Source organism: Chryseobacterium sp. YR221, from assembly GCF_900176315.1.
In the GTDB taxonomy this organism is placed as follows: Bacteria; Bacteroidota; Bacteroidia; order Flavobacteriales; family Weeksellaceae; genus Chryseobacterium; species Chryseobacterium rhizosphaerae.
Genome location: NZ_FWXM01000008.1, coordinates 137881 through 164435, shown reverse-complemented (window position 1 = coordinate 164435; position 26555 = coordinate 137881). Strand labels below are relative to the sequence as shown.

The 26555-nt window shown below is 36.4% G+C and carries 25 protein-coding genes; 17 read left to right on the top strand and 8 right to left on the bottom strand.

Going from position 1 to position 26555, the window contains the following annotated elements; genetic code table 11:
* The first annotated feature begins 198 nt into the window (after positions 1-198).
* From B8967_RS20795 to B8967_RS20730, 14 genes are all read left to right on the top strand, one after another.
* On the top strand, positions 199-1065 hold the full coding sequence (locus B8967_RS20795) for a VOC family protein (protein WP_084087694.1): 867 nt from the start codon (positions 199-201) through the stop codon (positions 1063-1065).
* Between the two features lie 46 nt (positions 1066-1111).
* Entirely contained in the window at positions 1112-1945 is an 834-nt protein-coding gene (locus tag B8967_RS20790; protein WP_084087692.1) for an SDR family oxidoreductase, read from the top strand.
* A gap of 81 nt (positions 1946-2026) precedes the next feature.
* On the top strand, positions 2027-2455 hold the full coding sequence (locus tag B8967_RS20785; protein ID WP_084087691.1) for an SRPBCC family protein: 429 nt from the start codon (positions 2027-2029) through the stop codon (positions 2453-2455).
* A gap of 65 nt (positions 2456-2520) precedes the next feature.
* On the top strand, positions 2521-2979 hold the full coding sequence (locus B8967_RS20780; protein ID WP_047486048.1) for an SRPBCC family protein: 459 nt from the start codon (positions 2521-2523) through the stop codon (positions 2977-2979).
* A 121-nt stretch (positions 2980-3100) separates the two neighbouring features.
* The gene (locus B8967_RS20775) at positions 3101-3559 is read left to right on the top strand and encodes a DoxX family protein (RefSeq protein ID WP_047486046.1); all 459 of its coding nucleotides are present in this window, start codon (positions 3101-3103) and stop codon (positions 3557-3559) included.
* Between the two features lie 177 nt (positions 3560-3736).
* Positions 3737-5746, top strand: a complete 2010-nt coding sequence (locus B8967_RS20770) for a S9 family peptidase (RefSeq protein ID WP_084087689.1) — start codon at positions 3737-3739, stop codon at positions 5744-5746.
* A gap of 997 nt (positions 5747-6743) precedes the next feature.
* Positions 6744-6875 carry a hypothetical protein gene (locus B8967_RS22720; RefSeq protein WP_262484702.1) on the top strand — a complete coding sequence of 44 codons (132 nt, stop codon included), beginning with the start codon at positions 6744-6746 and terminating at the stop codon, positions 6873-6875.
* 160 nt (positions 6876-7035) lie between these two features.
* Positions 7036-7590 (top strand): RNA polymerase sigma factor, encoded by a 555-nt coding sequence (locus tag B8967_RS20760; RefSeq protein WP_228406274.1) that lies wholly within the window; start codon positions 7036-7038, stop codon positions 7588-7590.
* 11 nt (positions 7591-7601) lie between these two features.
* On the top strand, positions 7602-7934 hold the full coding sequence (locus B8967_RS20755) for a hypothetical protein (protein WP_047486038.1): 333 nt from the start codon (positions 7602-7604) through the stop codon (positions 7932-7934).
* Between the two features lie 90 nt (positions 7935-8024).
* Positions 8025-8282, top strand: a complete 258-nt coding sequence (locus tag B8967_RS20750) for a hypothetical protein (protein ID WP_047486035.1) — start codon at positions 8025-8027, stop codon at positions 8280-8282.
* Positions 8283-8536: 254 nt separating this feature from the next.
* A complete protein-coding gene (locus B8967_RS20745) occupies positions 8537-9082 on the top strand; it encodes an alpha/beta hydrolase (RefSeq protein ID WP_143330566.1) in 546 nt (181 codons plus the stop codon).
* 246 nt (positions 9083-9328) lie between these two features.
* Positions 9329-9976 (top strand): J domain-containing protein, encoded by a 648-nt coding sequence (locus tag B8967_RS20740; protein WP_047486033.1) that lies wholly within the window; start codon positions 9329-9331, stop codon positions 9974-9976.
* A gap of 618 nt (positions 9977-10594) precedes the next feature.
* A complete protein-coding gene (gcvP, locus tag B8967_RS20735) occupies positions 10595-13453 on the top strand; it encodes an aminomethyl-transferring glycine dehydrogenase (RefSeq protein WP_047486031.1) in 2859 nt (952 codons plus the stop codon).
* Between the two features lie 307 nt (positions 13454-13760).
* On the top strand, positions 13761-17315 hold the full coding sequence (locus B8967_RS20730) for a T9SS type A sorting domain-containing protein (protein WP_084087683.1): 3555 nt from the start codon (positions 13761-13763) through the stop codon (positions 17313-17315).
* 76 nt (positions 17316-17391) lie between these two features.
* Here the strand turns inward: B8967_RS20730 and B8967_RS22615 are convergent, their stop codons facing one another.
* From B8967_RS22615 to B8967_RS20715, 4 genes are all read right to left on the bottom strand, one after another.
* On the bottom strand, positions 17392-17568 hold the full coding sequence (locus B8967_RS22615; RefSeq protein ID WP_179140096.1) for a hypothetical protein: 177 nt from the start codon (positions 17566-17568) through the stop codon (positions 17392-17394).
* Positions 17569-18131: 563 nt separating this feature from the next.
* On the bottom strand, positions 18132-18593 hold the full coding sequence (locus B8967_RS20725) for a hypothetical protein (RefSeq protein ID WP_084087681.1): 462 nt from the start codon (positions 18591-18593) through the stop codon (positions 18132-18134).
* A complete protein-coding gene (locus B8967_RS20720; RefSeq protein ID WP_084087680.1) occupies positions 18590-19330 on the bottom strand; it encodes a YggS family pyridoxal phosphate-dependent enzyme in 741 nt (246 codons plus the stop codon). Before B8967_RS20720 ends, B8967_RS20725 begins: the two co-directional genes overlap by 4 nt.
* Entirely contained in the window at positions 19327-20046 is a 720-nt protein-coding gene (locus tag B8967_RS20715; protein WP_084087678.1) for an AAA family ATPase, read from the bottom strand. The genes B8967_RS20720 and B8967_RS20715 overlap by 4 nt, the downstream gene beginning before the upstream one ends.
* A 1164-nt stretch (positions 20047-21210) precedes the next feature.
* Here B8967_RS20715 and B8967_RS20710 point away from each other — a divergent pair.
* Positions 21211-21546 (top strand): DMT family transporter, encoded by a 336-nt coding sequence (locus B8967_RS20710; RefSeq protein WP_047486022.1) that lies wholly within the window; start codon positions 21211-21213, stop codon positions 21544-21546.
* 44 nt (positions 21547-21590) lie between these two features.
* Here the strand turns inward: B8967_RS20710 and B8967_RS20705 are convergent, their stop codons facing one another.
* Both B8967_RS20705 and B8967_RS20700 read right to left on the bottom strand, forming a co-directional pair.
* Positions 21591-22562: a DUF6268 family outer membrane beta-barrel protein gene (locus tag B8967_RS20705; protein WP_084087676.1), complete on the bottom strand. Its 972-nt coding sequence runs from the start codon at positions 22560-22562 to the stop codon at positions 21591-21593.
* A gap of 4 nt (positions 22563-22566) precedes the next feature.
* On the bottom strand, positions 22567-22995 hold the full coding sequence (locus B8967_RS20700; protein WP_047486019.1) for a hypothetical protein: 429 nt from the start codon (positions 22993-22995) through the stop codon (positions 22567-22569).
* Between the two features lie 192 nt (positions 22996-23187).
* Between B8967_RS20700 and B8967_RS20695 the strand changes: the two genes are divergently transcribed.
* A complete protein-coding gene (locus tag B8967_RS20695; protein ID WP_084087759.1) occupies positions 23188-24267 on the top strand; it encodes a sensor histidine kinase in 1080 nt (359 codons plus the stop codon).
* Positions 24264-24986 (top strand): LytR/AlgR family response regulator transcription factor, encoded by a 723-nt coding sequence (locus B8967_RS20690; RefSeq protein WP_047486017.1) that lies wholly within the window; start codon positions 24264-24266, stop codon positions 24984-24986. The genes B8967_RS20695 and B8967_RS20690 overlap by 4 nt, the downstream gene beginning before the upstream one ends.
* 3 nt (positions 24987-24989) lie before the next feature.
* Here B8967_RS20690 and B8967_RS20685 read toward each other — a convergent pair whose 3' ends face one another.
* Positions 24990-25727: a DNA-formamidopyrimidine glycosylase family protein gene (locus B8967_RS20685; RefSeq protein WP_084087674.1), complete on the bottom strand. Its 738-nt coding sequence runs from the start codon at positions 25725-25727 to the stop codon at positions 24990-24992.
* 115 nt (positions 25728-25842) lie between these two features.
* Positions 25843-26469 (bottom strand): class I SAM-dependent methyltransferase, encoded by a 627-nt coding sequence (locus B8967_RS20680; protein ID WP_084087672.1) that lies wholly within the window; start codon positions 26467-26469, stop codon positions 25843-25845.
* Between the last annotated feature and the right edge of the window lie 86 nt (positions 26470-26555).

Genomic DNA, 26555 nt, shown 5'->3' with positions numbered 1-26555 from the left:
AAGTTTTACCGTGTCATTGCAAAAAACAAGATGATCCTTGTGAATGCAAAGACATAAGATTTCCTTTGCCATATGTTTCCCTTGTGATTCTGAGTGGAGGACAGGATTTTTCCAAACGCTGTTCGGTAGCAAAGTAAAAGTAATTAAATCAGAAAAAAGTAATCAAAAACGATATTAATCATTTTAAAATCTAAACTAATGAATAAAGATATTTTCCCGTGTCTCTGGTATGACGGAGATGCAAAACAGTCCGCAGAATTTTATTGCAAAGTTTTTGATGGGGAGATTACGGCAGACACACCAGTTGTCATGAATGTTGACCTTTTGGGGCAGAGAATAATGCTGCTGAACGGTGGTCCGCAATTCAAAAAGAACCCTTCAGTTTCTTTCATGGTGATTTGTGACACAGAAGATGAAGTCCAGAAATACTGGGATCATTTACTGGAAGGGGGAATGGCATTAATGGAGCTGGGATCTTACTCATGGAGTAAAAAATATGGATGGGTTCAGGATAAGTTTGGAGTGACCTGGCAAATATTTTTAGGCGAAAAGGGAGGCGATCAGAAAATAGTTCCTACCCTGATGTTTATCCATGAGAACAACGGCAAAGCTAAAGAAGCGATGGAGCTTTATACACAGACTTTCCCAAATTCGAATATCGGAAATATACTGAAATACGGAGACGGGGGAGAAGGACATAGTATAACGGAACCTGCCGAAAATGTTCAGCATGCCCAGTTTAGTATTGATCATTACAGACTGTATTGTATGGATAATTCTTATGATCATCAGTTTGACTTTAATGAAGGAATTTCCATGGTGGTGATGACCGATGACCAGGAACAGACAGATCGTTACTGGAATGCTTTGACTTCAAACGGGGGCAGAGAAAGTATGTGTGGCTGGCTGAAGGATAAATATGGTCTGAGCTGGCAGATTGTTCCTAAAAGATTAATTCAGCTAATGAATGATTCAGATCAGGAAAAAGCTTATAAAGTAGTACAGGCGATGATGAAAATGCAGAAAATTATAATACAGGATCTGGAGGACGCGTATCATTCCTAAAAGTTTTTCGGCTTGCCATTTGATGTCATTTAGGAAAGATTTGCTTATGAAAACACAGAACAAGTCAAAATCTAAATCAAAAGTCCCTCAAGAAGGACTGTTTCCGGAAATCATCCGAAACGATTACCTGGGAAGCCGGAAATTATTTGAAAAAAAAGCGGTAATCTCAGGAGGAGACAGTGGAATAGGGCAGGCTGTAGCCGTTCACTTTGCCAGAGAGGGAGCAGCTGTTGCTGTGATCTACAAAGAAAGTGATGACGATGCAAAAGAAACCCAAAGACTGGTGGAAGAAGAGGGACAGCAATGTATCCTGCTGAAAGGAGATTTAACCCAAAAAGCTTTCAGAACAAAATGTACAGAGAAGATCAAGTCCGAATGGAAAAATGTGGATATTCTGGTTAATAATGCTGGAATTCATACCTCAAAAAACAGCCTGGAAAAGATTACGGATGAGCAGATCCGGGAAACATTTACGACCAATATCCTTTCAATGATCTCCCTGACGAGGAATTTCCTTCCGCTGATCAGAAAGGGAGGCCGGATCATCTGTACAACTTCCGTTACCGCCTATAGAGGAAGTGATCATTTGATAGATTATGCGGCTACAAAAGGAGCTGTACTGGCTTTTATCCGCTCATTGGCAGGTAATCTTGCTGAAAAAGGAATCCTGGTCAATGGGATTGCTCCCGGTCCCATATGGACACCTTTGGTGAAAGAAGCCTTTAGTGATCTCTCCACATTCGGAAAAGATACTCCTTTGAAGAGGGCGGGACAGCCTTCGGAAGTAGCACCTGCCTATGTGTTTTTAGCTTCTAAAGATGCGAGTTATATCACCGGAGAGGTGATCCACATTAACGGAGGTGATTTTGTGGGAGGCTAGGAATTAAATACTAAAAGTTGCAATCAGCTATTGAGAAGAGATCTGCCGTCTGCAACCTAATGACAATAAATAATAAATACTATGGAAAAATTATCATACGAAATCGAGATTAATGCAGAACCGGAAAAAGTATGGAGTGTCCTTTGGGGAGATATTACCTACAGGCAGTGGACAACAGCCTTTACAGAGGGCTCCTTTTATGAAGGGACACTGGAAGAAAATAATATTATAAAATTCTATGACCCCAAACATAATGGAATGTACAGCAGGGTAGAAAAAATTATACCTAATCAGGAAATAAAATTTCTGCACCTGGGAGAAATATATGAAGGAATTGAAGTTGCTCAGAACTGGGGGGATGCAACAGAGTCTTATTTCCTTGAGGAAGTGGAAGACGGAACGTTACTGACGGTAAAAATTCAGACTCCGGAAGAATTTAAAGATTTTTTTGAAGAAAAATTTCCAAAGGCATTAAATATCGTGAAACATCTTTCCGAAAATCAGCTTTAAACAGAAACTGGGACCCCTATGATGTAAAAACTGTATAAACAAACGAACCACAAAAAAATTACAATATGGAAACCTTATCGTATGAAACAATAATAGATGCTCCCTTGCAAAAAGTTTGGGACATCCTTTGGAGTCCTGATACCTATAGTGAATGGACCAAATATTTTGGTCCGGGATCTATTATGAAATCCGACTGGAAAGTTGGTGGGAAAACATATTTTCTTAATGATAAAGGAGAAGGTATGGTTTCTACCATAGATAGCCTGGAAGAGCCTACGCAGATTGTTTTTAAACACCTGGGAATGGTGGATAAAGATGGCAATGAGGATACCCAGAGTAAGGAAGTTATGGAGTGGAACGGCTGTTTTGAAAAATATTTTCTCATCGATTTTGGTGGAAAAACAAAGCTTCATGCAGAAGTGCAGGTGGAAAAAGATTGGGAAGACCATATGAATACAGGCTTTACAAAAGGCCTGATGACCGTTAAAAGTCTGGCAGAAGGAGTGAATCTAGGTTCCGTATAAAAAGCATAGTACATATTTGCTATGTATAGACTGGTAGATTTAGGCTGCAGATCATTAAAAAATTGTAATTTTCCTAATCTCTGCAATCTATTACCTGCAGTCTGCAACCTAAAAGAAAAGTATGAAACTACTAACAGTCCTTTTTGGCACATTCATTCTGGCGTTACTGGGAACAATGGTATTCCAGGGGAAGCCTGACTTTTTATTTTCAGGAAACCTCGGAATGGCGGTTTTCATCATTTTTACGGGATTATCCCATTTTAAATTTCAGAAAGGAATGGCGATGATGATCCCGGAATTTATTCCCGGACGAATGTTTTGGGTGTATTTTACCGGAGTGTTGGAAATTGCAGCAGGAATAGGATTGATGATTCCGGCGATAAGGGAAATTACTGCGATCTTACTGATTGTTTTTTATGTATTGGTATTTATAGCCAATATCAACTCTTCAAGGAGAAAGATTAATATTTTTAAAGCAGATTATACCGGCCCCGGAATGCGGTATCTTTATGTTCAGAGAATTCCGATGCAGCTGATTTTAATAGGCTGGACGTGGTATTTTGGAATTTATTTACACTAAATAAAATGACAGTCTTTTTGGGCTGTCTTTTTTATTGTTAAAAAATATTTCCTCAACTGGTGTTAAATAATGTAACGTTTTGAGGCTGTTGTATGTCTAATTGTAAAGAAGTGTTTATTCTTTTGTTGATTTAAAAGTTTAAATACAAAACATAATTTTAACTTTAATACATAAGTTATGAATCTAAATTCCAAAATTTTAACCACCGCCAATATTGTAATCTCTGCTATTATGATCCACGCACAAAGTACAACAGCCAAATTACCTGGTGATCCTACATTACCGTCTTCAAAAGCTAGTTTGGAGAAACTTGTTTCTTATGATAAAGGAACTTTCAAATATAAAGTTGAAGATTATTTTGCAAGACCCAAAGCTTCGGCATTTAAAATTTCTCCTGACGGAAAATACCTTTCCTACAAGGAGAAAGATAAGGACATGAAAAATCATGTGTACGTCAAAGAACTGGGTACAGGAAAAATTACCAAAGCAATTGTAGAAAAAGATGACCTGATCAAAAACTATGGCTGGCTTAATAAAAACCGTCTTTTTTATACCCAGGATAAAGGAGGAAATGAAAATATCCACCTGTATGCAGCCGATACTGACGGAGGGAATCTTAAAGATTTAACACCGTTTGAAGGAATAACACTGGGCACAATCAGACCTATAAAAGATACTGATTTTGTAGTGGTGACCATGAATAAAAATAACAAACAGATCTTTGAACCCTATAAAATCAATTTTGTTACCGGCGAAATAACCCAGCTGTATGAAAATAAGGATGTCAATAGCCCTATTGATGACTATATTTTTGATAAAGACGGAAATTTAAGAGGATATACGGTTCTTGAAAACGGTCTTACTACCAAAACGTATTATAAAGATTTACAAACCGGAAAATTCAATCTTCTGAAATCAACGGACTGGTCTGATACCTTCAATATTATCAGGTTTAATGATAATTCTAAAAATAAAGATGAAGCGTATGTGGTGACCAATTTAGACAGTGACAAATCAAAGATCGTTTTATATGATCTAAAGAAAAATGCGGTAATCAAAGAGGTGTATTCTCATCCTGTATATGATGTAAACTCCATAAGTGTTGCCGGTAAAAACAGAAATTATGAGCTGGACTATATCAGTTATAACGGGGTAAAAGGAGAAACCGTTCCTGTAAGTAAATTTTACAAAGAAATAGATGATAAATTAAAAGCTCAGTTTAAAGATAAAGAATTCGGAATTGTTTCTTCAGATGATAATAATGAAAAACTATTGGTTATTGTTGCAAGTGATAAGCTCTACGGAACTTACTATGAGTATGATACCAAAACCAAGGAATTAAAACTTCTTTATAACCTTATGCCACAACTTAAAGAAGAGGATATGGCAGAAATGAGACCTATTGAATTCAAAAGCAGAGACGGATTGACAATTCATGGGTATATTACATTACCTAAAGCGGCTTTAGAGGGTAAGAAAGTTCCCTTGGTAGTAAACCCTCATGGTGGTCCGCAGGGAATCAGAGATGATTGGGGCTTCAACCCTGAAACACAATTGTTTGCCAGCAGAGGATATGCAACTCTTCAGGTGAATTTCAGAATTTCCGGAGGCTATGGAAAGGGATTCCAGAAAGCTGGGTATAAACAGATTGGAAGAAAGGCCATGGATGACGTGGAAGACGGGGTGAAATATGCCATTAGCCAGGGATGGGTAGATAAAGATAAAGTGGCCATCTATGGAGGAAGTCATGGAGGCTATGCTACTTTGATGGGCTTGATTAAAACTCCGGATCTGTATGCTTGTGGAGTGGATTATGTGGGGGTATCCAATATCTTTACCTTCTTTGCTTCTTTCCCTGAATACTGGAAACCTTACAAAGAAATGGTAAAACAGATCTGGTATGATCTGGATAATCCTGAGGAAGCTAAAATTGCCAAGGAAGTTTCACCGGTTTACCAGATTGATAAAATCAAAAAGCCATTATTTGTAGTTCAGGGCGCCAATGACCCAAGAGTGAATATCAATGAATCTGACCAGATTGTTAAAGCGATGCGCGCTAAAGGATTCGAAGTTCCTTATATGGTAAAATACGATGAAGGACACGGATTTGGAAAAGAACCCAACAGAATAGAGCTTTATAAGTCTATGTTAGGATTTTTTGCAGAAAACTTTAATAAAAGTAAATAAGAAGGATAGCATTTTATAAAATAACGGAGAGCACTTAGCTCTCCGTTTTGCTGTTTACCATCTGGTGTAAGTTCTGTTTCTAAGAGTAGGTTATAGGTGTGGAGAGTTGGAAAAAACGCAAAGGCGCGAGAAGATTTTACAGGCTGGGTATTTTTAAGGCGCAAGGATTTTATCTGCGATAAAATGTAATGTTCGATAGGTTTTTGAGTGGCATTGTCTTTGTCATTCCGTAGGAATTTAAACCATATTATTAAGAAATAGGATTGATTTGAAGGTGTCAGGTGTTCTGTTTCTAAGAGTAGGTTAGGTGTGGAGAGTTGGAAAAAACGCAAAGGCGCAAGAAGATTTTACAGACTGGGTATTTTTAAGGCGCAAGGATTTTATCTGCGATAAAATGTAATGTTCCATAGGTTTTTGAGTGGCATTGTCTTTGTCATTCCGTAGGAATTTAAACCATATTATTAAGAAATAGGATTGATTGATTTGAAGGTGTCAGGTGTTCTGTTTCTAAGAGTAGGTTAGGTGTGGAGAGTTGGAGGAAACGCAAAGGTGCAAGAAGATTTTACAGGCTGGGTATTTTTAAGGCGCAAAGATTTTATCTGCGATAAAATGTAGTATTCCATAGTTTTTTTTGAGTGGCGTTGTCTTTGTCATTCCGTAGGAATTTAAACCATATTATTAAAAAATAGAATCGACGGATATGGAGGTGTAAGGTGTTGTGTATCTAAGAGTAGGTTAGGTGTGGAGAGTTGGAAAAAACGCAAAGGCGCAAGAAGATTTTACAGGCTGGTATTTTTAAGACGCAAAGATTTTATCTGCGATAAAATGTAATGTTCGATAGTTTTTTTGACTGGTGTTATCTTTGTCATTCCGCAGGAATCTAGATAGTGTTATTAAAAAATAAATATAGATTTCTGAGAATGGCTAGCATTGAATGATAAAGGGTAAAATAAAGATAATAAAAGCAAAGGGTTATGGATACATTGTGTTGCCCATAATGAGTATACCCACCAATACCCTAGCCCTGATAGCAGTGGTTACCCCACAGCATGGAATGGCTCTTTTAAGAATGCCCGGGCGCGAGGAGTATGAACGGATAGCAGGAAGCAGCTCCCCGGAACATGAGTAATTAGTGATTAGTATTGAGTGAGTTGTAGGAAAAAAAGTCTGAGATAAAAATCCGATGGATAAAAGAAAAATTGGATTTTGAGAAAAATATTTTAAATTTATTAAAGTAAAACCAAAAGGATAGCCGTCTTGTCAGTATGGAGGTTGTCGAAAAAATAACAATGCCACAGAAGGAGAAAGAAAGTATCATCTCACAAACCGTTTCAAGCTACGGAGGGAAACTGATGTCTTATATTCGTCCTAAAGTGAAAAACACGGAAGATGCAGAAGATATTCTGCAGGAAGTGTGGTATCAGTTCAGTAGCCTTACCAATCTTTCTGAGATTGTGAATGTAGGAGGCTGGTTGTACAGAGTGACGGCGAATAAAATAACAGACCGTTACCGGAAAAAGAAAACAGAAAATCTTGAAGATTTCGTCTATGAGGATGAAGACGGAAGCTTTTCCATCAAAGATATCTTATTGATGGATGAAAGCGCAGGTCCTGAAGTGAAGATGTTTCAGGATGAAATCTGGAAAAAGCTGTTTGAAGCACTTGATGAACTTCCCGAAAAACAAAGGCTGGTCTACGTAGAAAATGAACTGAACGACAAAACCCTCCAGGAGATCGCCGATGAACAGGGAGAAAATATCAAAACCATCATCAGTAGAAAAAACTATGCTGTGAAGCATCTGAGAAACAGATTGAGAAAATTATACGAAGATTTAAAAAGTTAGAAAAAGAAATTATGAATCATAAACACAAAAAGGGCTGGATTTTTTTATTGTTATGTCCACCATTAATCCTCTTAGCCGTTACATGGATTGTAATGATGCTTTGGAACTGTCTGCTTCCCGAAATTTTAGGGGTAAAGTCCATTACATTCTGGCAGGCCATGGGAATACTTGTTTTAAGTAAGATTCTTTTTGGAGGTTTCCATTTTGGGAAAGGGATGAAAGATTTCAAGGAAAGAAAAATGAGAGAAAAAATGGAAGGATTATCCCCTGAAGAAAGAGAAAAATTCAAGGAAGTCTGGAGAAATAAATGCTCAGGAGGATTCTTCAACAGAAACAACGAATAATTTAAAAATTTTAAAGAAGTAGTAAAGTAAAATTAAAATTCATTCGTCTATATAAAAAATAAGAAGTAGTAAAATTTAAAATTTAGAAAAATGAAAAATTCAGCATTAAAAGGAGCTCTTGGAGCACTAGCCGTTGTAGGAGTAGCACTCATAGCTAAAAAAGCGGCACAAAGAAAAAGATTTATCAGAGGTGTCTTTGATGAATACGGAATCAAAGAAAAATCCCCTTTCGGATTAGCCGATAAAATCAGGGAAATGAATGAAGAGGAGTATCAGGAACTGAAAGGAAAGTTTAAAAAAGAATTCAGTTCAAGATGCTGCAGAAAGGATAATACCTTTGAAGCATAATATGTGAAAAGCTAAATTGAAATTGTTTAATTCCGGCGCGGGAAGCAGAGCTTCCCGCGCCGGAATTTTTGTATATAATGGTCTGAAACCTCACCGGTACCCAACGTATGATTAGTCATTTAAGTGCTATATTTGTTTAAGCATTATCTTCAGGAATTATGATGAAATATCAACATATCTTTATTGCCTTAGTAGTATTTTCCTCAATGTTTGTGTCGGGCCAGAAATGTCGGCAAAAACAGTATATTTTCTTTTTGCATAATAAATTTTTAGAGGATCATTCTTTAAAAGAAAAACATCCGAAGTACGGTATTGCGGAATATGAGTCGATTCTTACGAAGCTTAAAGGAGAAAATAGAGTTGTTATTTCTGAAAAACGGAAACCCGATACCAATCCTGCTCTGTATGCCTTAAAGGTAAAGACGCAAATTGACAGTTTGATTAAAAAAGGAGTTTCCGTTAATAATATTACAGTTGTTGGAACTTCCCAGGGCGGTTATATTGCGCAGTATGTATCTTATTATGAGAAAAACCCAGGTTTAAAATTTGTATTAATAGGCTCAACTTTTAAAGATGATTCTCTGGAGAAAGACAAAAATTTTAGACTTTATGGAAAGATATTATCGATCACTGAACAATCTGATGACGGCCATGTTGCCCTTTCAGAAGAACAACGATTCAGCCGGTCGGATATAAAAGACTTTAAGGAAATTGAACTTAAGACAGGTCTGAATCATGGTTTTCTGTTTAAGGCTCTTGATGACTGGATTATTCCCACTAAGGAGTGGATTTGTCATTAGTTTTTATTATGATGGTGTGATGTTTAATTTTCCTCAGGGAAATGATGTGGATCATGCATAAGAATGATTCTGTATCATTTAATCAATAAGACCAACTCAACCTGCAAGGGGATAAATTCGTGTTATATTTTTCAAGTTTAAGTCTTTAGGAGAGAGGAGTAATGGATATATTCTATCAAAGATCATACACTTTTTACTATAAGATCTTATCCAAGGAAAAATAAATTCTTATTTTTGTATTGCTCAATGAAAGATTACTACTATTTTCTCGGTATATCGCAGGAAGCTTCTGAAGAGGATATTAAAAAGGCCTACCGGAAGCTGTCTTTAAAGTATCATCCGGATAAAAATGATAATGATGATTTTTTTGCTGACCGTTTCCGTGAGATTCAGGAAGCGTATGAAACGTTGAGTGATCCTGCAAGAAGACATTCTTACAATCAGAATTTAGAAAGCCATCAAAGAAGTTTCAGGTATAATGTTCCCCCTGCAATCAAAACTTTTTCTGCCAATAAAATTCATGCTAAAAAAGGAGAGGAGATTATCATCAGCTGGCAAACGACGAATGCTGATGTAGTGAAAGTATTGCCTTTTGGACTGGAAAAGCCGTATGGAGAAAGAATATTTAAGATTACAGAATTTAAGGATGGAAAATTCCAGCTTTTACTTCACGCTACCAATTCTCTTTTACATAAAACCGTTGTTCAGGGAATTACGATTACAGAAGTTTTTGAAAATGATTCTGAAAAATTCAAAAACACAGTAGAAGAAATGTTTAAACCCCAACCAAGAACAAGGATAAATAAGGCTGGTCAGCCTAAAATTGTAATGTTGCTTTTGGGAATAATGATATTGGCTATTGCTGTATATATCTTACTAAAGAACTTTAGCTAATCTATGCCATTTTCTTTCTTCCGGGACATTTTTTACATCTTTTACCTTTTTTGAATTTTTTACAGCAAGATTTCTTTTCACAGAACATCTCTTCATTCTGAAAAGCATAGACAGGTGCTAAAGGCGGTACTTTAAATGGAGTAATCATATTCATGTTGCAAATATATTAATTTAGAATAAATATAATTAATAAAATTTCATAATTTTCTAAAAACCTGATGTATAGCAGTGGAAGATCCCTTTTAGAGCGATAAACCAGCCCGATAAATTAAATCAATTGCTCAGTTTATTTCGCACATTTCCCTATTGGTTTTATTTTTTCTGCATAAATTATACATAATTCATGATGGTAAAAATAATCTGCGAATTCATTATATTTCAATTGATCAACTAGTGTTTTGTTGATGTTAAATTCTCTGTATTTTTGAGTATTATGTATAGAATAGTTGTAATCTTTGTTTATAATGCTTTAAACCCGTCTTGATCTTATTAAAAGTAAATTCTCTTATAACAGTCAAGTATTTTTGTGAATGACCATCCGTTGAATGCTGTTGTACAATCGTTCAAAAAATTGTAATTTTAGCCATCTTTTTTACAAACAAAATCTAATAAATAAAAATGAATACAGAACAGTTTGTGAGCCGTCACATTTCCCTTAATGAAGCCGATAAACAGGCGATGTTGGAAAAACTTGGCGTTTCTAGTATTGAAGAGTTAATTTCTCAGACCATTCCTTCTTCTATCCGTTTAGAGAAAGATCTTGAGATCTCGGCACCGCTTTCGGAATACGAAATGCTGAACCACTCGAAAGAATTGGCATCTAAAAACACTGATTTTACAAGTTACATTGGATTCGGATACCACAATACACTTTTACCATCAGCAATTCAGAGAAATATCTTTGAAAATCCAAGCTGGTATACGGCATATACACCGTATCAGGCAGAGATTGCACAGGGAAGACTGGAAGCTCTTCTTAATTTCCAGACTGTAGTATGTGATCTTACAGGTTTTGGATTAGCGAATGCATCTCTATTGGATGAGTCTACTGCAGCTGCTGAAGCAATGCATATGTTCTTCAACAACAGAACTAAAGATCAGAAAAAAGCAGGAGCCAATAAGTTCTTTATTTCTGACCTTGTTCTTCCTCAAACAGTTTCTGTACTGAAAACAAAAGCTGAAGGACTGGAAATTGAAGTGGTAATCGGTGATCATAAAACGCATCAGTTTGACGGTACTTATTATGGGGTTCTATTGCAGTATCCGGGTAAAAACGGGGTTGTTTTAGATTACACCGAAGATATCGTAAACTATAAAAAACTTGATCTTCAGGTAGCTGTTGCTTGTGATCCTATGGCTTTGGTTAAACTGAAGTCTCCGGCTGAAATGGGTGCAGACTGTGCAGTAGGAACTTCACAGAGATTCGGTATTCCATTAGGGTATGGAGGTCCTCACGCAGCATTCTTTGCTTGTAGAGAAGATTATAAAAGAGATATCCCGGGAAGAATTATTGGGGTTTCTCAGGATATGTACGGAAAACGTGCATTGAGAATGGCACTACAAACCAGAGAACAGCACATCAAGAGAGAAAGAGCAACTTCCAACATCTGTACTGCTCAGGTTCTATTGGCTGTAATGGCAGGAATGTATGCCGTATATCATGGTCCTAAAGGATTAAACTATATCGCTGACCAAATTCACTTCAAAGCAAACGCTTTGAAAAACGGTCTTAAAGCATTAGGATATCAGACTGTAGAAGAGCCAATCTTCGATACCGTAAAAATCATCATGACTGAAGATGAGAAAGGAAGATTGATGAGAATGATGCAGGATCACAGAATCAACCTTAATTACTTCACAGAAGATGTTGTAAGCATTGCTATCAACGAAAGTACTACATTAGAGAAATTAAACTATCTGATGGCTTCTTTTGCTCAGTTTAAAGATAAGCAGACTTTCAAATTAGAAATCAAAGAAGGATATAGTATTCCTGAAGAGAATTTAAGAAAAGACGAAATTCTTACGGAACAAGTATTCAACAAATACCATACGGAAACAGAATTGATGCGTTACATCAAGCGTCTTGAGAGAAAAGATTTATCATTGACGCACTCAATGATCTCTTTAGGATCTTGTACAATGAAGCTGAACGCAGCAACGCAGATGTTACCATTATCATGGGCAGATTGGGGAAGTGTACACCCATTTGTACCGGTAGATCAGGCTGGAGGTTACCAGAAAATGATTGCAGAACTTGAAAAAGATCTTGCTGAAATTACCGGTTTTGCCGGAACTTCATTGCAGCCTAACTCAGGAGCTCAGGGAGAATATGCAGGATTAATGGTAATCAGAGAATATCATATTTCAAGAGGAGATACGCACAGAAATGTAGTATTGATCCCACAGTCTGCACATGGAACAAACCCGGCTTCTGCAGCAATGGCAGGAATGAAGATTGTAGTGGTTAAAAACCTTGAAAACGGGGAAATTGACTTCGAAGATCTTAAAGCTAAAACAGAACAGCATTCAGCGAATTTATCAGCTGTAATGATCACTTATCCTTCTACATACGGATTCTTTGATGCCAACATTAAAGAAATTACCAACTTAATCCACGAACACGGAGGACAGGTATATATGGATGGTGCCAACATGAACGCTCAGGTAGGATTTACAAGTCCGGGAAACATTGGAGCAGATGTTTGTCACCTGAATCTTCACAAAACTTTTGCAATTCCTCACGGAGGTGGAGGTCCTGGAGTAGGTCCTATCTGTGTTGCTAAACACCTGGTTCCTTTCCTTCCTTCTAATGCTAATATCAGAATTGGAGCTAAAGAAGCTATTGACGGTATTTCTGCAGCACCTTACGGTTCAGGATTGATCCTTAACATTTCTTATGCTTATATTAAAATGTTAGGAACAGACGGTCTTAAAAAAGCTACAGGACATGCTATCATGAATGCCAACTACCTTAAAGAGATTTTGGCAGCGCATTTCCCTATTTTATATTCAAACGAACACGGAAGAGTGGCTCATGAGTGTATCGTAGATTTCCGTCAGTTCAAATCTTTAGGAATTGAAGTGGCTGATGTAGCGAAGAGATTGATGGATTATGGTTTCCATGCTCCTACCGTTTCTTTCCCTGTTGCAGGTACATTGATGATTGAGCCTACAGAATCTGAAAGCAAGTCTGAAATTGACCGTTTTGCAGAAGCGTTGATTTCTATCAAAAAAGAAATCGATGAAATTGCAAACGGAGAAGCTGATGCAGCAAACAACGTATTGAAAAATGCTCCGCATACAGAGCAGTTGGTGATCTCAGATTCTTGGGATAAACCATACAGCAGAGAAAAGGCAGCTTATCCATTAGAGTGGGTAAGAGACCACAAATTCTTCGCTTCTGTATCAAGAGTAGATGAAGCGTACGGAGATAGAAATTTAGTATGTACTTGTGAGCCTATTGAAGCTTATATGTAATCCTAAATTTTTTCAAGATATAATAAATCCCTTTCAGAAATGAGAGGGATTTTTATTTTTATAATTCCGCAAAGTAAGGAGACTTTGCAGAACATGAAACCATAATCAGAATGTAAAATCCTTAGCTTCGCATCATAGAATGCAGAGCGTAAGTTATTGATAGGAAAAAATACACAATATCTTTTCTCATTGTTATTATTTTACTATTTGTTTGATTTTAACATGATGTTTAATAATGAAATGTTTATTTCTGCTTGTATTTTTATATTTTTGCGGACAATTAAACTAATAATCAAATAACTATTCGATGAAGAAATCTATCGTTTTTGCTTTCTCCCTGTCATGCATCATGGGATTTTCACAAACAGGCTTACCTCAGAATATTATCATAGACGGAAGTTTCGGAATTTCCGATGCACAAGATCTGATACCGAGAGATCTTAATAATGATAATAAAAAAGATGTACTGGTAAGAAATTATTATAGAGATTTATATTGGATCAAAAATACAGGTACTGGTTTTGAACATCCTGAATTAATTTACAAATCTCCAGTTGATGACATTAAAGATTACAACAGTGCAGACTTTGATGGAGATGGAAAAACAGATATTATATTTAGTACAAAAAAGGGACTTTTCCTTATGAAAGGTACCAGCAGTGGAGGAGCCGCCACTTTTACCCAGCCTATAGCTTTATCTGATCAGAATATTCCGCTTTTCAGGGTTGCCGATATAGATGGTGACGGAGATCAGGATATTTATCTTCATCAACCCATTTCCGGTACCTGGCTGAAGAACAATGGGAATGGTACTTTTACCCCCGGATCGCATATTTTCTCCTCTCTTCAAAAACCAGATTCTGTTATTCTCAGAGATCTGGACAATGATAATAAACCGGATCTTTTGGTTAGAATTAATGAATCAAGAATTTTACGCTGGTATAAAAATGACGGGAATGGCAATTTTACGCTGAAGCAGACGATTGATGACTTTGCATTAGGAGAGTATTTTGAAGTTGGAGATATAGATAGTGATGGAGATTTGGACATTATTCACTTGTTTGAAAACGGAAACATTAAGCAGTTTAAATGGTATAAAAATACAAATGGTGCGGGAACTTTCTCAACATCACAGTTGATATCAGATATTCCTGCTGGTCCTTATGCTATACAGAATGTTAAGCGATATGGTGTGAAAATGCTTGACCTCGATGGAGATCTTAAAGAGGATCTGGTATTTTGTGTCTATTGGGATCAAAAACTTTCCTGGAAGAAAAACCTTGGCAATGGTAATTTCGGTCCTGAGCAGATTGTTTCCCAGAATGCTAAACTGATAACGCAGTTTGACGCTGCAGATTTCAATAATGATTCAAAAATGGACCTGATCTCAGTGTCCTTTGGAGATGATAAAGTAGCATGGTATGAAGGGATTAATGGTACAGGAAGTTTTACCCCTGAAAAAGTTCTTACAACGGATGTAAACTCACTTAATACTGTATCTGCAGGAGATATTGATGGAGATGGTGACGCTGATATTATCAGTCTTTCCCGAAAGAATAAAATTGCATGGTATAAAAATACAAACGGATTAGGGGATTTTTCCGGTGTACAGAAGATTATCAGAAATGATATTAGGTTACAGTCGCAGGTAACATTGGCAGACATGGATCATGATGGGGATAATGATGTTGTATTTATGGGAGAGGCAGATCCTTCCATTACTTATAGGTATGCCTGGCTTGAAAACGATGGAGCAGGAAACTTTGCGATTGAGCATCCGATTGTCAATCTGGGAATGGAACCCACCTATAGGAATACAATAGGTGATTTCAATGGAGATGGCAAAAAAGATATTGCTTTCATGGCCTCTTCTACTAAGCTGAAAGTTGCATTTAATACAGGAAACGGAAATTTTTCAGCCCCTCAGGAATTTTTAAATCCTGCCATAGGCTCCGTTGGGATACTACAGAATGAAGATGTGGATGGAGACGGTGATCAGGATATTATTATTACTAATGATGGGAAAATTAAATGGTACGAAAATACAGACGGTTTAGGTAATTTTACAGCAGAACACGTGGTAGCAAGTTCTTCCAATGGTTTTACAAAACTTTATTTTGCTGATCTGGATGGAGACGGAGACCGTGATATTTCCTTTGTGAATGCTAACGGAAATAAAATAGGATGGTTTGAAAATATAAACGGACAAGGATCGTTCGGACCTGAAAAAGTGATTAGTACCGGGACCGCAGTGTCTCCTTATGCTATTGTAGCTATGGATATTGATGGAGACGGGCGCAAAGATATTGTCACCAATTCCCAAACCCAACCCAAATTAAGATGGTATAAGAACAACGGAAACGGAGTTTTTGATGCGACTCCTCAATTGATTACCAATAATACGGGAAGTGTCGTATCTTTATTAAGTGCCGATTTAAATGGAGATGGAATTCCAGAACTCATTTCTGGGTCCACTTATCTTGATAATTATAAAGAAGATATGATCTCCTGGTTTGGAACCACAGAATCATTTCAAAACAAAACAAAAGGAAAAATAAAGTTAGACATTGATAATAACGGGTGTGATGCCAATGATACCTCTGCATCTATGATGATGGTTTCTACACAAAATTCAGCCGGTAAATTCTCTACGTTTACAGATGCAAGCGGAAACTATTCCATATTATCAGGACAGGGGCAGCATACTACTTTTATAGATGCTTCTCTTCCCAATTATACGGTGAATCCTCAGAATCATACTTTTAATTTTGCTTCTGCAGGTGTAACTGATACCGCAGATTTCTGTATTGCACCTAATCAGGTGTATAAAGACCTTGACGTAAGTATCTATCCGGTTCTGACTGCAAGACCGGGCTTTGATACCAAATACAGAATGGTTGTCCGCAATACAGGAACTCAAAAACTAAGTGGGGAAATTTCATTTACGTACAACGGGTCAAAGATGAATTTTCTGCAGGCTTCGTCCCCGGTTGTATCCCAAACCAACGGAAATATACGTTTCAATTATCAGGATTTTGCTCCTCTGCAGACTAAAACCATCGATTTAAAATTCAATGTCCTCCCAATGCCGGTAAACAGTATTGGCGGACAACTTAGCATTAATGGAATCGCAAATGTTGCCGGTGATGCCACCCCTTCAGATAACGAGTTTGCTTTAAACCATACTATTGTAGGTTCTTATGATCCGAATGATATCACGGTATTGGAAGGTTCTCAGATTCTTTTACAGGATGCAGACGAATACCTGCATTATATCATCCGTTTCCAGAACACAGGAAATCATTTTGCTGAAAAAGTAAGGATTCATAATGTCTTAGACAGTAAACTGGATTGGTCTACATTGAGTTTAGAATCTTACAGCCATCCCAGCGAAGTGAAAGTTGCCAATGGAAATGATGTAACATTTAATTTTAATGCAATCTACCTTCCGGGAAGCAGTGATGAACCCAATTCTCACGGATTCATAGCATATAAAATTAAGCCTAAAGCCAATGTCCAGATGAATGATATTGTGAATAATGTAGCGGATATTTATTTTGATTATAATCCGGCAGTACATACCAATACTGTTTCTACGAAGATTGTTGATCAGTTTTTAGGAACAAAAGAACAGGTAAAAGCTACGGTACATATTTATCCTAATCCCACTACGGGAATTATTTATCTGAATGGTCAGTCAGTTCCTGAAAAAGTAGAGGTATATAATGCTTTGGGACAAAAAATAAGAACATCTCAAAATGTAAGTAGAATTGATATTTCTGATTTGGCTACCGGAACCTATATTTTAAATATAACTTCAAAAGCAGAAGGTGTGAGCACATTTAAAGTAATCAAGAAATAAAACTGATATCCGGTAAAAAAATGCACCTCCTTACATGATAAGGAGGTGCATTTTTTTTATGGTATTGCATACCCCGTTATTTTTTCTTGTAGGGATACGCCGCTAAAATGGCAATTCCTACCAAAACGAAGGTGATGATTGAAATGGTTTCCATTGAAATTCCGCTTTTATTTTCTGATATATGTTCTTGGGAACACGAAAAAAGAAGAGATACTATGATTAACAGATATCCCAATAAGGTCTTTTCATTCATAAGTGTATTTCTTTGATTATTAGTGTTTTGGAATCAACAATTGTACCGGATTTGTGCTGTTTGAAAATTGACTTATTTTAATTGTATAATGGTTTTTTTTATATTTATATGTAAGAAAATAACCATAATAATTTCGTTAAAATATTCCTTATTAAGTTGAATTTTAATGCTGCTTTTTCTCAAATAAGAATGCTGCCATACTCTGGATTCCGGCTAAGATATCATTACTGCTATGACAACAAAAGCACCTGTCTGTTTTGAGAGGTGCCCTTAAGGTATTGTAGTCTGTTATGTAATTATCTTCTTCTATAGCTGTATGCAACTAATATAGCAACACCCATAGTAAGGCAGGTTATGATTGAAATAGTTTCAATTGAGATTTCACTTTTCATCTGTGTGTTTTCCTTTTCACATGAAAAAAAGAATAATACTGTCATCAGCAGACAGCCCGAGAGTAATTTTTTAATCATAAATGCATTTGTTTGGTTATTAATGTTTTATGAATCAAAAAGTATACCGAATTTGTAGACTAAAGATAAGATTGTTTTAATAAGCTTTAAAGCCTAGTGATTATTTAAAATTCTGGAAACTTTATCAATAACTGCCTGATCCTGAAAGTAACTGATTACAGAGATTAAAATAAAAAATAAAGTGGGTACTACAAGTTCTATTATCAAGTGATGAACAACATTATATAAGATTAAAAAAAGAATTCCTGCATATATTACATTAAACAGGATAGGGTAAAATGCCTCTGTTTTAAAGGTTAAAATTTTTGTGTTTCCATCATAAGTAAAATATTCTTTACCGGGAGATATTACAAGCGGAGATCTTCTTGAAAAATCCAGTTTTATAAGATGATCTTTTCCTGTGATGGTGTTGCCTTCAATATGGATATGATCCACTCCACGTTCTGTGAATGAGTTGCGTACGATATGGATTACATCTTCTAATGTCTTGTCCGCTGTAATTTTCCTTTCAAATGTATAGGTAAATGGAAACATATAGTCTTTATTTTCACTCATAACTCAATATTCCCTTCATTCCAATAATAAGTATCCGGATAAATTCTCGCTCCAAAAATGGCTGTTCCTACACGTACAATGCTGGCTCCTTCCTCAATAGCTGTTTCCAGATCTCCACTCATTCCCATAGACAGCTCCTTCATTTCCACATTGGGGATGTTTTCCCTTATGATTTCCTGTTGCAGGTTTTTGAGTATTTTAAAACACGTTCTTATTTTTTCTGTCTCGGCACTGAACAGACCTATGGTCATTAAGCCTTTGATTTTTAAAGTGGAAAATTCAGAAACTTTGGTAACCAGTTCAATGGCTTTATTGGGAGGAATACCAAATTTACTTTCCTCATGGGAGGTGTTCACCTGGATCAGTACCTCAATGGTTTTATTTTCTGCTGAAAACTTTTGATGAAGTTTTTCTGCCAGTTCCAAACGGTCAAGAGATTGAATGCAGGTGACCCCGAGTTTGAGGATCTCTTTAATTTTATTGGTCTGAAGATGCCCGATAAAATGATTCTCGTGTGGGGTAGCTTTCAAATCTTCATATTTCTCCTTCAGTTCCTGTACTTTGTTTTCTCCAATTAAGTGGTATCCGTTTTCCAAAGCTACTTTGATGTGTTCCGGGGAAACCGTTTTTGTAGCCAGTAAAAGCTTTACTTCATCGGGATTTCTTCCTGATTTTTCACAGGCATCTTTTATCCTTTTATTGATGATACTGAGGTTGTGGAGAATATCTTCTTTCATGACTGAAGGGTTTCTTTGGCTTCCAGTTTTTTGATTAATGCAGACTTTACAGCGGTGAGGGCATGGTCTTTGGCTTCAGCAAAAGAAATTCCGTATTTTCGCTCAATATGATTCAGATCTTCAGGAAATGAAGCCAGCAACTGATCATAGAACGTATCCAGAAATTCTGCAGAAGGCATTTCATAATTGATCTTCAGCTGAAAACGCCGCAATATGGCAGTATCTATTATTTCAGGATGGTTCGTTGCGCAAAGAAGCAGTGCATTTTCAGGATAATAGTCAATCAGCTGGATGAGGGTGTTTACAAGTCTTCTCATCTCGCCGACATCTTTGTCATCGCTACCTCTTGCTTTTCCGATCTGATCCAGTTCATCAAGAAAAAGGACAGACCTTTCCCTTGCGGCTTTATCAAATATCATTTTAATATTTTGGGAAGTTTCCCCGATACGTGACGAAACGATATTACTCAGGTTTAAAATAATAATGTTTTTACCTAAAGCATGGGCTATTGCTTTTGCCGTCATTGTTTTCCCGCATCCTGAACTTCCCTGGAGCAGGATCTTATTATTCACAGGAAGGCCATACTCCTGTAACTCTTTTACATAGGTGTTTTCCTTGATGAGCTGTATCAATAAGCCTTTATTGGTTTCATTGAGGAATACATCATTGAGATTTATTTGTTCTTTGTCCTGAATAATAAGGTTGTACAGATTCATGATGGCAATTCAAATAGTTAATGCTTAAGGAGTACAAAGATAAAACTTTATTGAATGAAGTTTCATCCTGAAAAAGAATAAATAGATAGGCCAGGAGTATCGGAATGTTTCAGATAAAAGCAACCGGGGTCTGCAAGATGTATGAATCCGGTAAAGTTCTGGTATCCTCTAAAACAAAGAAAAGCCAAACATACGTTCAGCTTTTCTTTTGGATATTAAAATGTGTTATGAAACTAAGATCTTTTTGTTATGTTTTTGGGCCCTTTTACCCTGTTGAGTAAAAGAGCGAGGCCTGATTTTCAGACTAAAAACATAAAACAATATAATTAGTATAGATATTCTATAGGCTTACTGTGTTTTTAGAATTAGTTTCTTTCTCTTCTTACTGTCATAAAATATGATGTGAACACTACTAAACATGTTGCGATACCGATATAAGTTACCATTTTGTATTATTTTTAATTATTTGACTTTTTTTTATCAATCTTTCAATTGCAATATTACAGTTTTCAAATCACGTGCCAAAGTAAAACATTATGATGTATATCAGTGTATTACGGAGGTTTTTGTTCATCTATTGGTTAATTTTTGTTTACAAAAAATTAATGCGTTATTGAGAATTTATTAATACATTTATTGTTCTCTCTCTAAAATTGTGTGAAAATGTTAAGTGTTTAAAGCTTTCTATATTGGACTTGATAAAACAAATAATAAATAATGCAATGCATAATATCGTGTGTTTGCTCTCTTTTTGAATGTGAAATTTGTGCGTAAAAAAGATTTATGTGTTAAGAAAAATTATTTTTACCGTTGATTTTTGTGTAGTGATTTTTTGTCAGCTGTCAGGTTTTATGACACCTTAGACTATGTTTTTATGTCAATGAGGAGAGAAATAATATGACATCATAAATCTTTATCAGTAGAATTATTATAAAATCAACCTTGCTTTTCGATGCAGTAAAATGCTTCATTCTAGCTGCTTATCAAAAGGTATTGAAGCCTGTCGGCGGAATTATCCTGGCAGAAATTATTGCTTGCATTCTTTCATAGGAGCAACATATTTGATTGAGGGCTTGGCAAATCTTTATATAGTAAGGCTTTCTCTTGCGAAAGAAGTTGAAAGAATACCTATCAGTTTTTATTACATTTGTATAAAGAACAATGATGGGACGAAGTTATATTTTTCTTGCATTAGCAATTGTATTTGAGATCATAGCCACTACTTTTCTGAAAAAATCAGAAGAATTTTCCAAACTATGGCCTTCCGTTGTCACGGTAATAGGGTATGCTTCTGCTTTTTACTGCCTGAGCCTTACCCTTCGTGAGATTCCTGTAGGAATTACCTATGCTATCTGGTCGGGAGTGGGGATTGTGTTTATCACCATGATTGGAGTCATTGCCTTTAAACAGGTACCGGATCTTCCTGCTATTATTGGGATTGTGCTTATTGTACTGGGAGTTATTATTATCAATGTATTTTCAAAAATGGGAACACATTGAGTTTTATATCCTGAAGCTCTTCCGGATTTGCCGGAAACCGGAGGTTATTTTACTCTGGGTTTTCCAAAAGGATTATAAGATACTCCGACATTGAAATAGAAGGAAGGCTTATAGCTGGCTTCAAAAATGTAATCTTTAAAAGATTCCTCTTTATCAAAAGCTCTCGCTTGTGGAACGGCCCTGATTCCGGTTTTAAATGTCCCTATTAAATTATGGCCGAGGTTGTGTTCGTAAATAACCCCTGAATTGATCTCCAGCTGGCGAAACTCATAGGTTTTGCTATTCCTATACATATAAAAGGAAGTATTATCCATTTCCGTTCCCAAAGAAAGTCTTCCATTGGCAAGGATGTTCTTTCGGACCAATACTTTTTTGGGAAGAAGAATATCCAGTACCCAGCCATTGTTGAATTTGTTTTCATAAGTGAATATCGGAAGTATGGGGATCTGAGAACTGGGATCAATGATACCTGCAAGGCCTATCAGCATCTTTGTTTTGGGAGTGGCCTTTAAAACAACTGAGGCCATCAGCATTCCTCTGACTCTTTCAAAATGCTGATCACTTCCATCCACAGAAGCTGTGGCTGTATATATGGCCACTTTATTAAACAGTTTGGAAAAATAGTTGAAATTGAGTGCCTCAGAGTGATAATGATAATGATTTTGTCTGTCCGCTCCCAAGATAACAGGTTCTTCCGTATTCATTGAAGTGTAGCGATAATTAAGTGAAGTACTTAATAGCCACTTTTTCTTTTTAACAAAATAAATATTAGCTTCAGCTCTTACCTGCTGAAAGTTTTTCACCTTATTCTCCGGGAGGTCTGCTCCCTGAAGCTTGGAAGAAAATGAGTAAGGTGTGGTTTGGGTAAATTCAATATTAAGGTCACGGGTCTGGGGAATTTTATCGGCAAAAAATGCACGCACTTTCAACGGAATACTGTCTTTTTTTTGAGCGTAAATACTATTGTTAAATGGCAGCAGGGCGAGTGGCAACAATGCTCTTCTCAATGTTTTCATGGTTTTATTTTAAAGGATGAATAATAGATTGAAAGAAATTGAATAAGAAAATCTTTTCATAGAAAATATCTAGGCTGTTTTCGATGATGAGATCGGTATGGGTAGCCGTTTCAAGGCAGAACTCTTCTTCTACAAATACAAACCAGAGCGCTGACAGGTTATGTCTTCTTCTAAACGCTTCAGAATCGTTACAGTCTGGCAGTGATGAACGCTTCATATCATAAAATAAGATGCCTATAGTAAGGTCATCTTGCTTTACAATATTGATAGGGTGACGAAGATAGCTGACAACCTCCAGTTTCATAGGGGAACACTCTATAAAATGATGAAGATCGATAAGCTGTATTACTTTTTCTTCCTGCTGGGATGGGGTCATAAAAAAACATTCTGATGTTATTTCCTGAGTGAGTTCATGAAAAGTGGTAAGTTCCATACATAGTAAATTAAACAGGACAAAGAAATGAAGAAAGGGATTTCGTAAATTTGTTTTTATACAAAACAGCTGGTATTTTATACGAAATCCGAAGCGGTAATTGGTATAATAAAATGAAGGTTTTGTATAATATTGCAAGGATACATTGTGGTATTACCTATTTTTGTTACCATTAAAAATGGTCAGGTTGCTATGAAATACAGCTCGTTAAAATTTAAAGAAAGCTTTGTCATGGATTTTCTGATAGAAAGTCGATACAAATTTCGCAGGCATCTGTTGTTTCTCATCTTCTTTTTCTTACTTCTGTACAGTTCCAGTTTCTGGCATTCATACTCAGGAATATATCAGTATTATGCTTTGCTTTTTGTGTATGTCATCTTGATTTCGATGGTGTATATCAATATCTACGTTCTGGTACCCCGGTTTTTCTTTAAAACAAAATACATCAGCTACTTGATTCTACTGGTTCTTATGGGAATCATCGGACTGAATATTATTGGCTATAGTTTCAATTCATTTCTTGCAGATTTCAAAGTCAGAAATTTTCACAGAAATGGAGAGAAGGGAGGAATTTATGAGGGAATCCTGATGAGTATTCCTATTATTCTGACTACAACTACCGTAAAGCTTCTGCAGAAATGGATCAATGATAATAAAAGGATCAATGAACTGAACAATCTGACATTAAATATGGAACTTAATGAGCTCAGAAACCAGATCAATCCTCATTTTTTATTCAATATGCTGAATAATGTAAAAGCACTGATCAGGACAGACCCTGAGAAAGCCTCGGTAGTGATTGTAAAGTTTTCGGAATTTTTAAGATATCAGCTTTACGAAAGCGGTGAGGAAAAAACCTTGCTGACCTCTGAAATTGATTTTCTGTCCAATTTTTTAAATCTCGAAAAAATAAGGCGTGAAAATTTTTCATTCGATATTCAGACTGAGGGGGATAAAAGAGTAATAGGTACAAGTTTTATTCCTCCCAATCTATTCACAACTTTTGTAGAAAATGCAGTAAAACACAGCATAGATATTACCGACAAGGAATCTTACATTAAAATATATATTGGTGTTGAAAACAAAGAACTTTATTTTAGATGTATCAACACCCGAAATCTAAACTATTCTGTTCAGAATAAAAAGAACAGCGGACTGGGACTTGCCAATATTACCCGAAGGCTGGAACTTCTTTACAATACTACTTTTAATTTGAAAATAGAACCCGAAGATCGGGAGTATACCGTACATTTAAAAATTCCTATATCATGAATTGCATCATAGTGGATGACGAACCTCTGGCAAGGGCAGAAATGAGGTCTCTGATCAGCGAAACATCAAAGATCGAAATCCTTGGTGAGTTTTCCAATGCCCTTTCTGCATTGGATTTTCTTAAAAACAATGATATAGACCTTATTTTTCTGGATATTGAGATGCCTATGGTAACGGGGCTGGAGTTTGCTGAGATGCTGCCTCAAAGGTCTTTGATTATTTTTACTACTGCTTACGCCCAATACGCATTGAAAAGCTATGAACTGGAGGCCGTAGATTACCTGTTGAAACCTATTGATCCCGAAAGACTGAAAAAAGCCATTGATAAAGCAGTACTGTATACCGAGCTTCTGTCTAAAGAAACGGTTAAAAATACAGTGGAATCTAATACCGCAGACTTTTTATTTATAAAGGCAGACCGGCGCTTTTACAAAATAAGCTTTTCAGAGATTAAATTTATAGAAGGATTGAAGGATTATGTGGTTATTCACACCAGGCAAAAGAAACTTATTACAGCCATGAATCTGAAAACCATCCATCAGAAGATCTCCGGGGAAACTTTTATAAGGGTCAGTAAATCATATGTTGTTAATATAGATTATATTGACTCCTTTGATAATCATAATATATACATTGATGTTTCTGAAATTCCGATAGGGGAAGTATACAGGAGTGAATTTTTCACAAAATATGCCGGTGGATTTTTAAATTCTGATTAATGGTTAATCATACAGTTTTTGGTCTTTTCCGCAATAGAAACTTCGTCTTTTGCCTAATCCGGTTTGTTTCCTGATCAATTTTAACCCACATATGGGGCATACTGTTTTTGTATGGACCAGCCAGTGTTTCTTCAGTGTAAATTCTTTTTTCCATTCCAGAAAATCGAAGCTGTAATTCCTGGCTTCTGCAATAAGTTCTTTTAACTTTTTGTCGGGAAGACTTCCAAGTAAACTTTCGGGCTGAACTCCTATTCTGAAAAGCACTTCATTCTTAATAATATTGCCCACTCCCGAAAATATATTCTGATCCATCAGAGCATCACAAACCATCATCTCAGGGTTGGACTTCAGCTTCTTTTTTGTTTTTGCAGGATTCCAGCGGTCACTCAGTACATCGGCTTCCCAGTCGATTGAATAAAGATGCTCCATCTCAACAGATTTTACAGAACAGGTATAAAAGTACATTCCACCTGTTGAAAACAATAAAGCTAAACGTAAGCTTTTGTCCGGTTTTGTCTGCTCGTCAATACTGTAAGAACCAAACATCAGTAAGTGGATGCGAATAGCTGCTTTCTCAAAAACCAGATAAGTCTGTTTTCCAAAAGTGCGGATTTCGAGAAGGGACTGGCCTAGAAATGGTTCTTTGTCAAATTTTGCATTACCTGAAGCTTCTGTTACTTTTTGACCAACAAACTGCAGCAGGTTTTCTTTCATTAGAATTATAGATGGACCTTCAGGCATAACTTTCTTTTTTATGGAAAGTCCAAATCCTGTTCCGTTTGTTGATCCGTAATTGTCTTATACAAGACTGAGACAGGTCAGAATGTCTGTTGGATATTCTGACCTGTAGTTATAATTATTGTTTCCTTCCCACAAACCTGATCACAGAGCCGGTTCCGTTATGAAATAAACCTTCTTTAAGTTCTATTTCAGTTTCTGTCAGTTCCACAATATCATAGCCCGGAAAATCAGCTTTGATTTCATCAATAGAGAATAAAGATTCTATATCCTTCGGACCTCCTACATTGGGGTTTCTTGCGATATAGTCCAGATGATTCTTACTGAAAGCTTCGAAAATAATGAAACCTCCTTTGCGGAGATATACGTTAAGCATTCTATGGATTGATGATTTTATTTCAGCAGGAAAATGAGCATAGATAAGAGCAATGGCATCGAACTGCTCCTCCTGGTAGCCTAAAGTTGACAATTCACCTACCTGATAATCAATACTAATCCGGTGCTGTTCTGCGAGCTGTAGTGCTTTCTTTTGCCCTTCAGTACTGATGTCAAATGCTGATGATTCCCATCCCTGAAGTGCGGCGTACACCGAATTCCTTCCCTCACCGTCGGCAGGGAAGAGAATAGAACCGGGCTTCAGCTGTTTCAATTGTGCTTGTAAGTAAAGATTAGGATCCGTTCCGTATACAAATTCCTCATTCGTATATCTTTCATCCCATTTCTGAAGCCATGTGTTATTTTCCATTTTTAAAATTTTTGTATTGAATTTTTAGGTTATTAGCGGTTAAAACCTGGTTTCTTTTAGTCTTCTCAAATGTAAAACGTTTTAGG

Coding starts and splice junctions, on each gene's coding strand:
- B8967_RS20705 (WP_084087676.1), bottom strand. CDS start 22,562: ATGAAAACATTGAGAAGAGCATTGTTGCCACTCGCCCTGCTGCCATTT.
- B8967_RS20720 (WP_084087680.1), bottom strand. CDS start 19,330: ATGAAAGAAGATATTCTCCACAACCTCAGTATCATCAATAAAAGGATA.
- B8967_RS20695 (WP_084087759.1), top strand. CDS start 23,188: ATGAAATACAGCTCGTTAAAATTTAAAGAAAGCTTTGTCATGGATTTT.
- B8967_RS20775 (WP_047486046.1), top strand. CDS start 3,101: ATGAAACTACTAACAGTCCTTTTTGGCACATTCATTCTGGCGTTACTG.
- B8967_RS20680 (WP_084087672.1), bottom strand. CDS start 26,469: ATGGAAAATAACACATGGCTTCAGAAATGGGATGAAAGATATACGAAT.
- B8967_RS20755 (WP_047486038.1), top strand. CDS start 7,602: ATGAATCATAAACACAAAAAGGGCTGGATTTTTTTATTGTTATGTCCA.
- B8967_RS20760 (WP_228406274.1), top strand. CDS start 7,036: ATGCCACAGAAGGAGAAAGAAAGTATCATCTCACAAACCGTTTCAAGC.
- B8967_RS20730 (WP_084087683.1), top strand. CDS start 13,761: ATGAAGAAATCTATCGTTTTTGCTTTCTCCCTGTCATGCATCATGGGA.
- B8967_RS20780 (WP_047486048.1), top strand. CDS start 2,521: ATGGAAACCTTATCGTATGAAACAATAATAGATGCTCCCTTGCAAAAA.
- B8967_RS20750 (WP_047486035.1), top strand. CDS start 8,025: ATGAAAAATTCAGCATTAAAAGGAGCTCTTGGAGCACTAGCCGTTGTA.
- gcvP (WP_047486031.1), top strand. CDS start 10,595: ATGAATACAGAACAGTTTGTGAGCCGTCACATTTCCCTTAATGAAGCC.
- B8967_RS20725 (WP_084087681.1), bottom strand. CDS start 18,593: ATGAGTGAAAATAAAGACTATATGTTTCCATTTACCTATACATTTGAA.
- B8967_RS20685 (WP_084087674.1), bottom strand. CDS start 25,727: ATGCCTGAAGGTCCATCTATAATTCTAATGAAAGAAAACCTGCTGCAG.
- B8967_RS20740 (WP_047486033.1), top strand. CDS start 9,329: ATGAAAGATTACTACTATTTTCTCGGTATATCGCAGGAAGCTTCTGAA.
- B8967_RS20770 (WP_084087689.1), top strand. CDS start 3,737: ATGAATCTAAATTCCAAAATTTTAACCACCGCCAATATTGTAATCTCT.
- B8967_RS20795 (WP_084087694.1), top strand. CDS start 199: ATGAATAAAGATATTTTCCCGTGTCTCTGGTATGACGGAGATGCAAAA.
- B8967_RS22720 (WP_262484702.1), top strand. CDS start 6,744: ATGAGTATACCCACCAATACCCTAGCCCTGATAGCAGTGGTTACCCCA.
- B8967_RS20700 (WP_047486019.1), bottom strand. CDS start 22,995: ATGGAACTTACCACTTTTCATGAACTCACTCAGGAAATAACATCAGAA.
- B8967_RS20790 (WP_084087692.1), top strand. CDS start 1,112: ATGAAAACACAGAACAAGTCAAAATCTAAATCAAAAGTCCCTCAAGAA.
- B8967_RS20715 (WP_084087678.1), bottom strand. CDS start 20,046: ATGAATCTGTACAACCTTATTATTCAGGACAAAGAACAAATAAATCTC.
- B8967_RS20785 (WP_084087691.1), top strand. CDS start 2,027: ATGGAAAAATTATCATACGAAATCGAGATTAATGCAGAACCGGAAAAA.
- B8967_RS20710 (WP_047486022.1), top strand. CDS start 21,211: ATGGGACGAAGTTATATTTTTCTTGCATTAGCAATTGTATTTGAGATC.
- B8967_RS22615 (WP_179140096.1), bottom strand. CDS start 17,568: ATGAATGAAAAGACCTTATTGGGATATCTGTTAATCATAGTATCTCTT.
- B8967_RS20690 (WP_047486017.1), top strand. CDS start 24,264: ATGAATTGCATCATAGTGGATGACGAACCTCTGGCAAGGGCAGAAATG.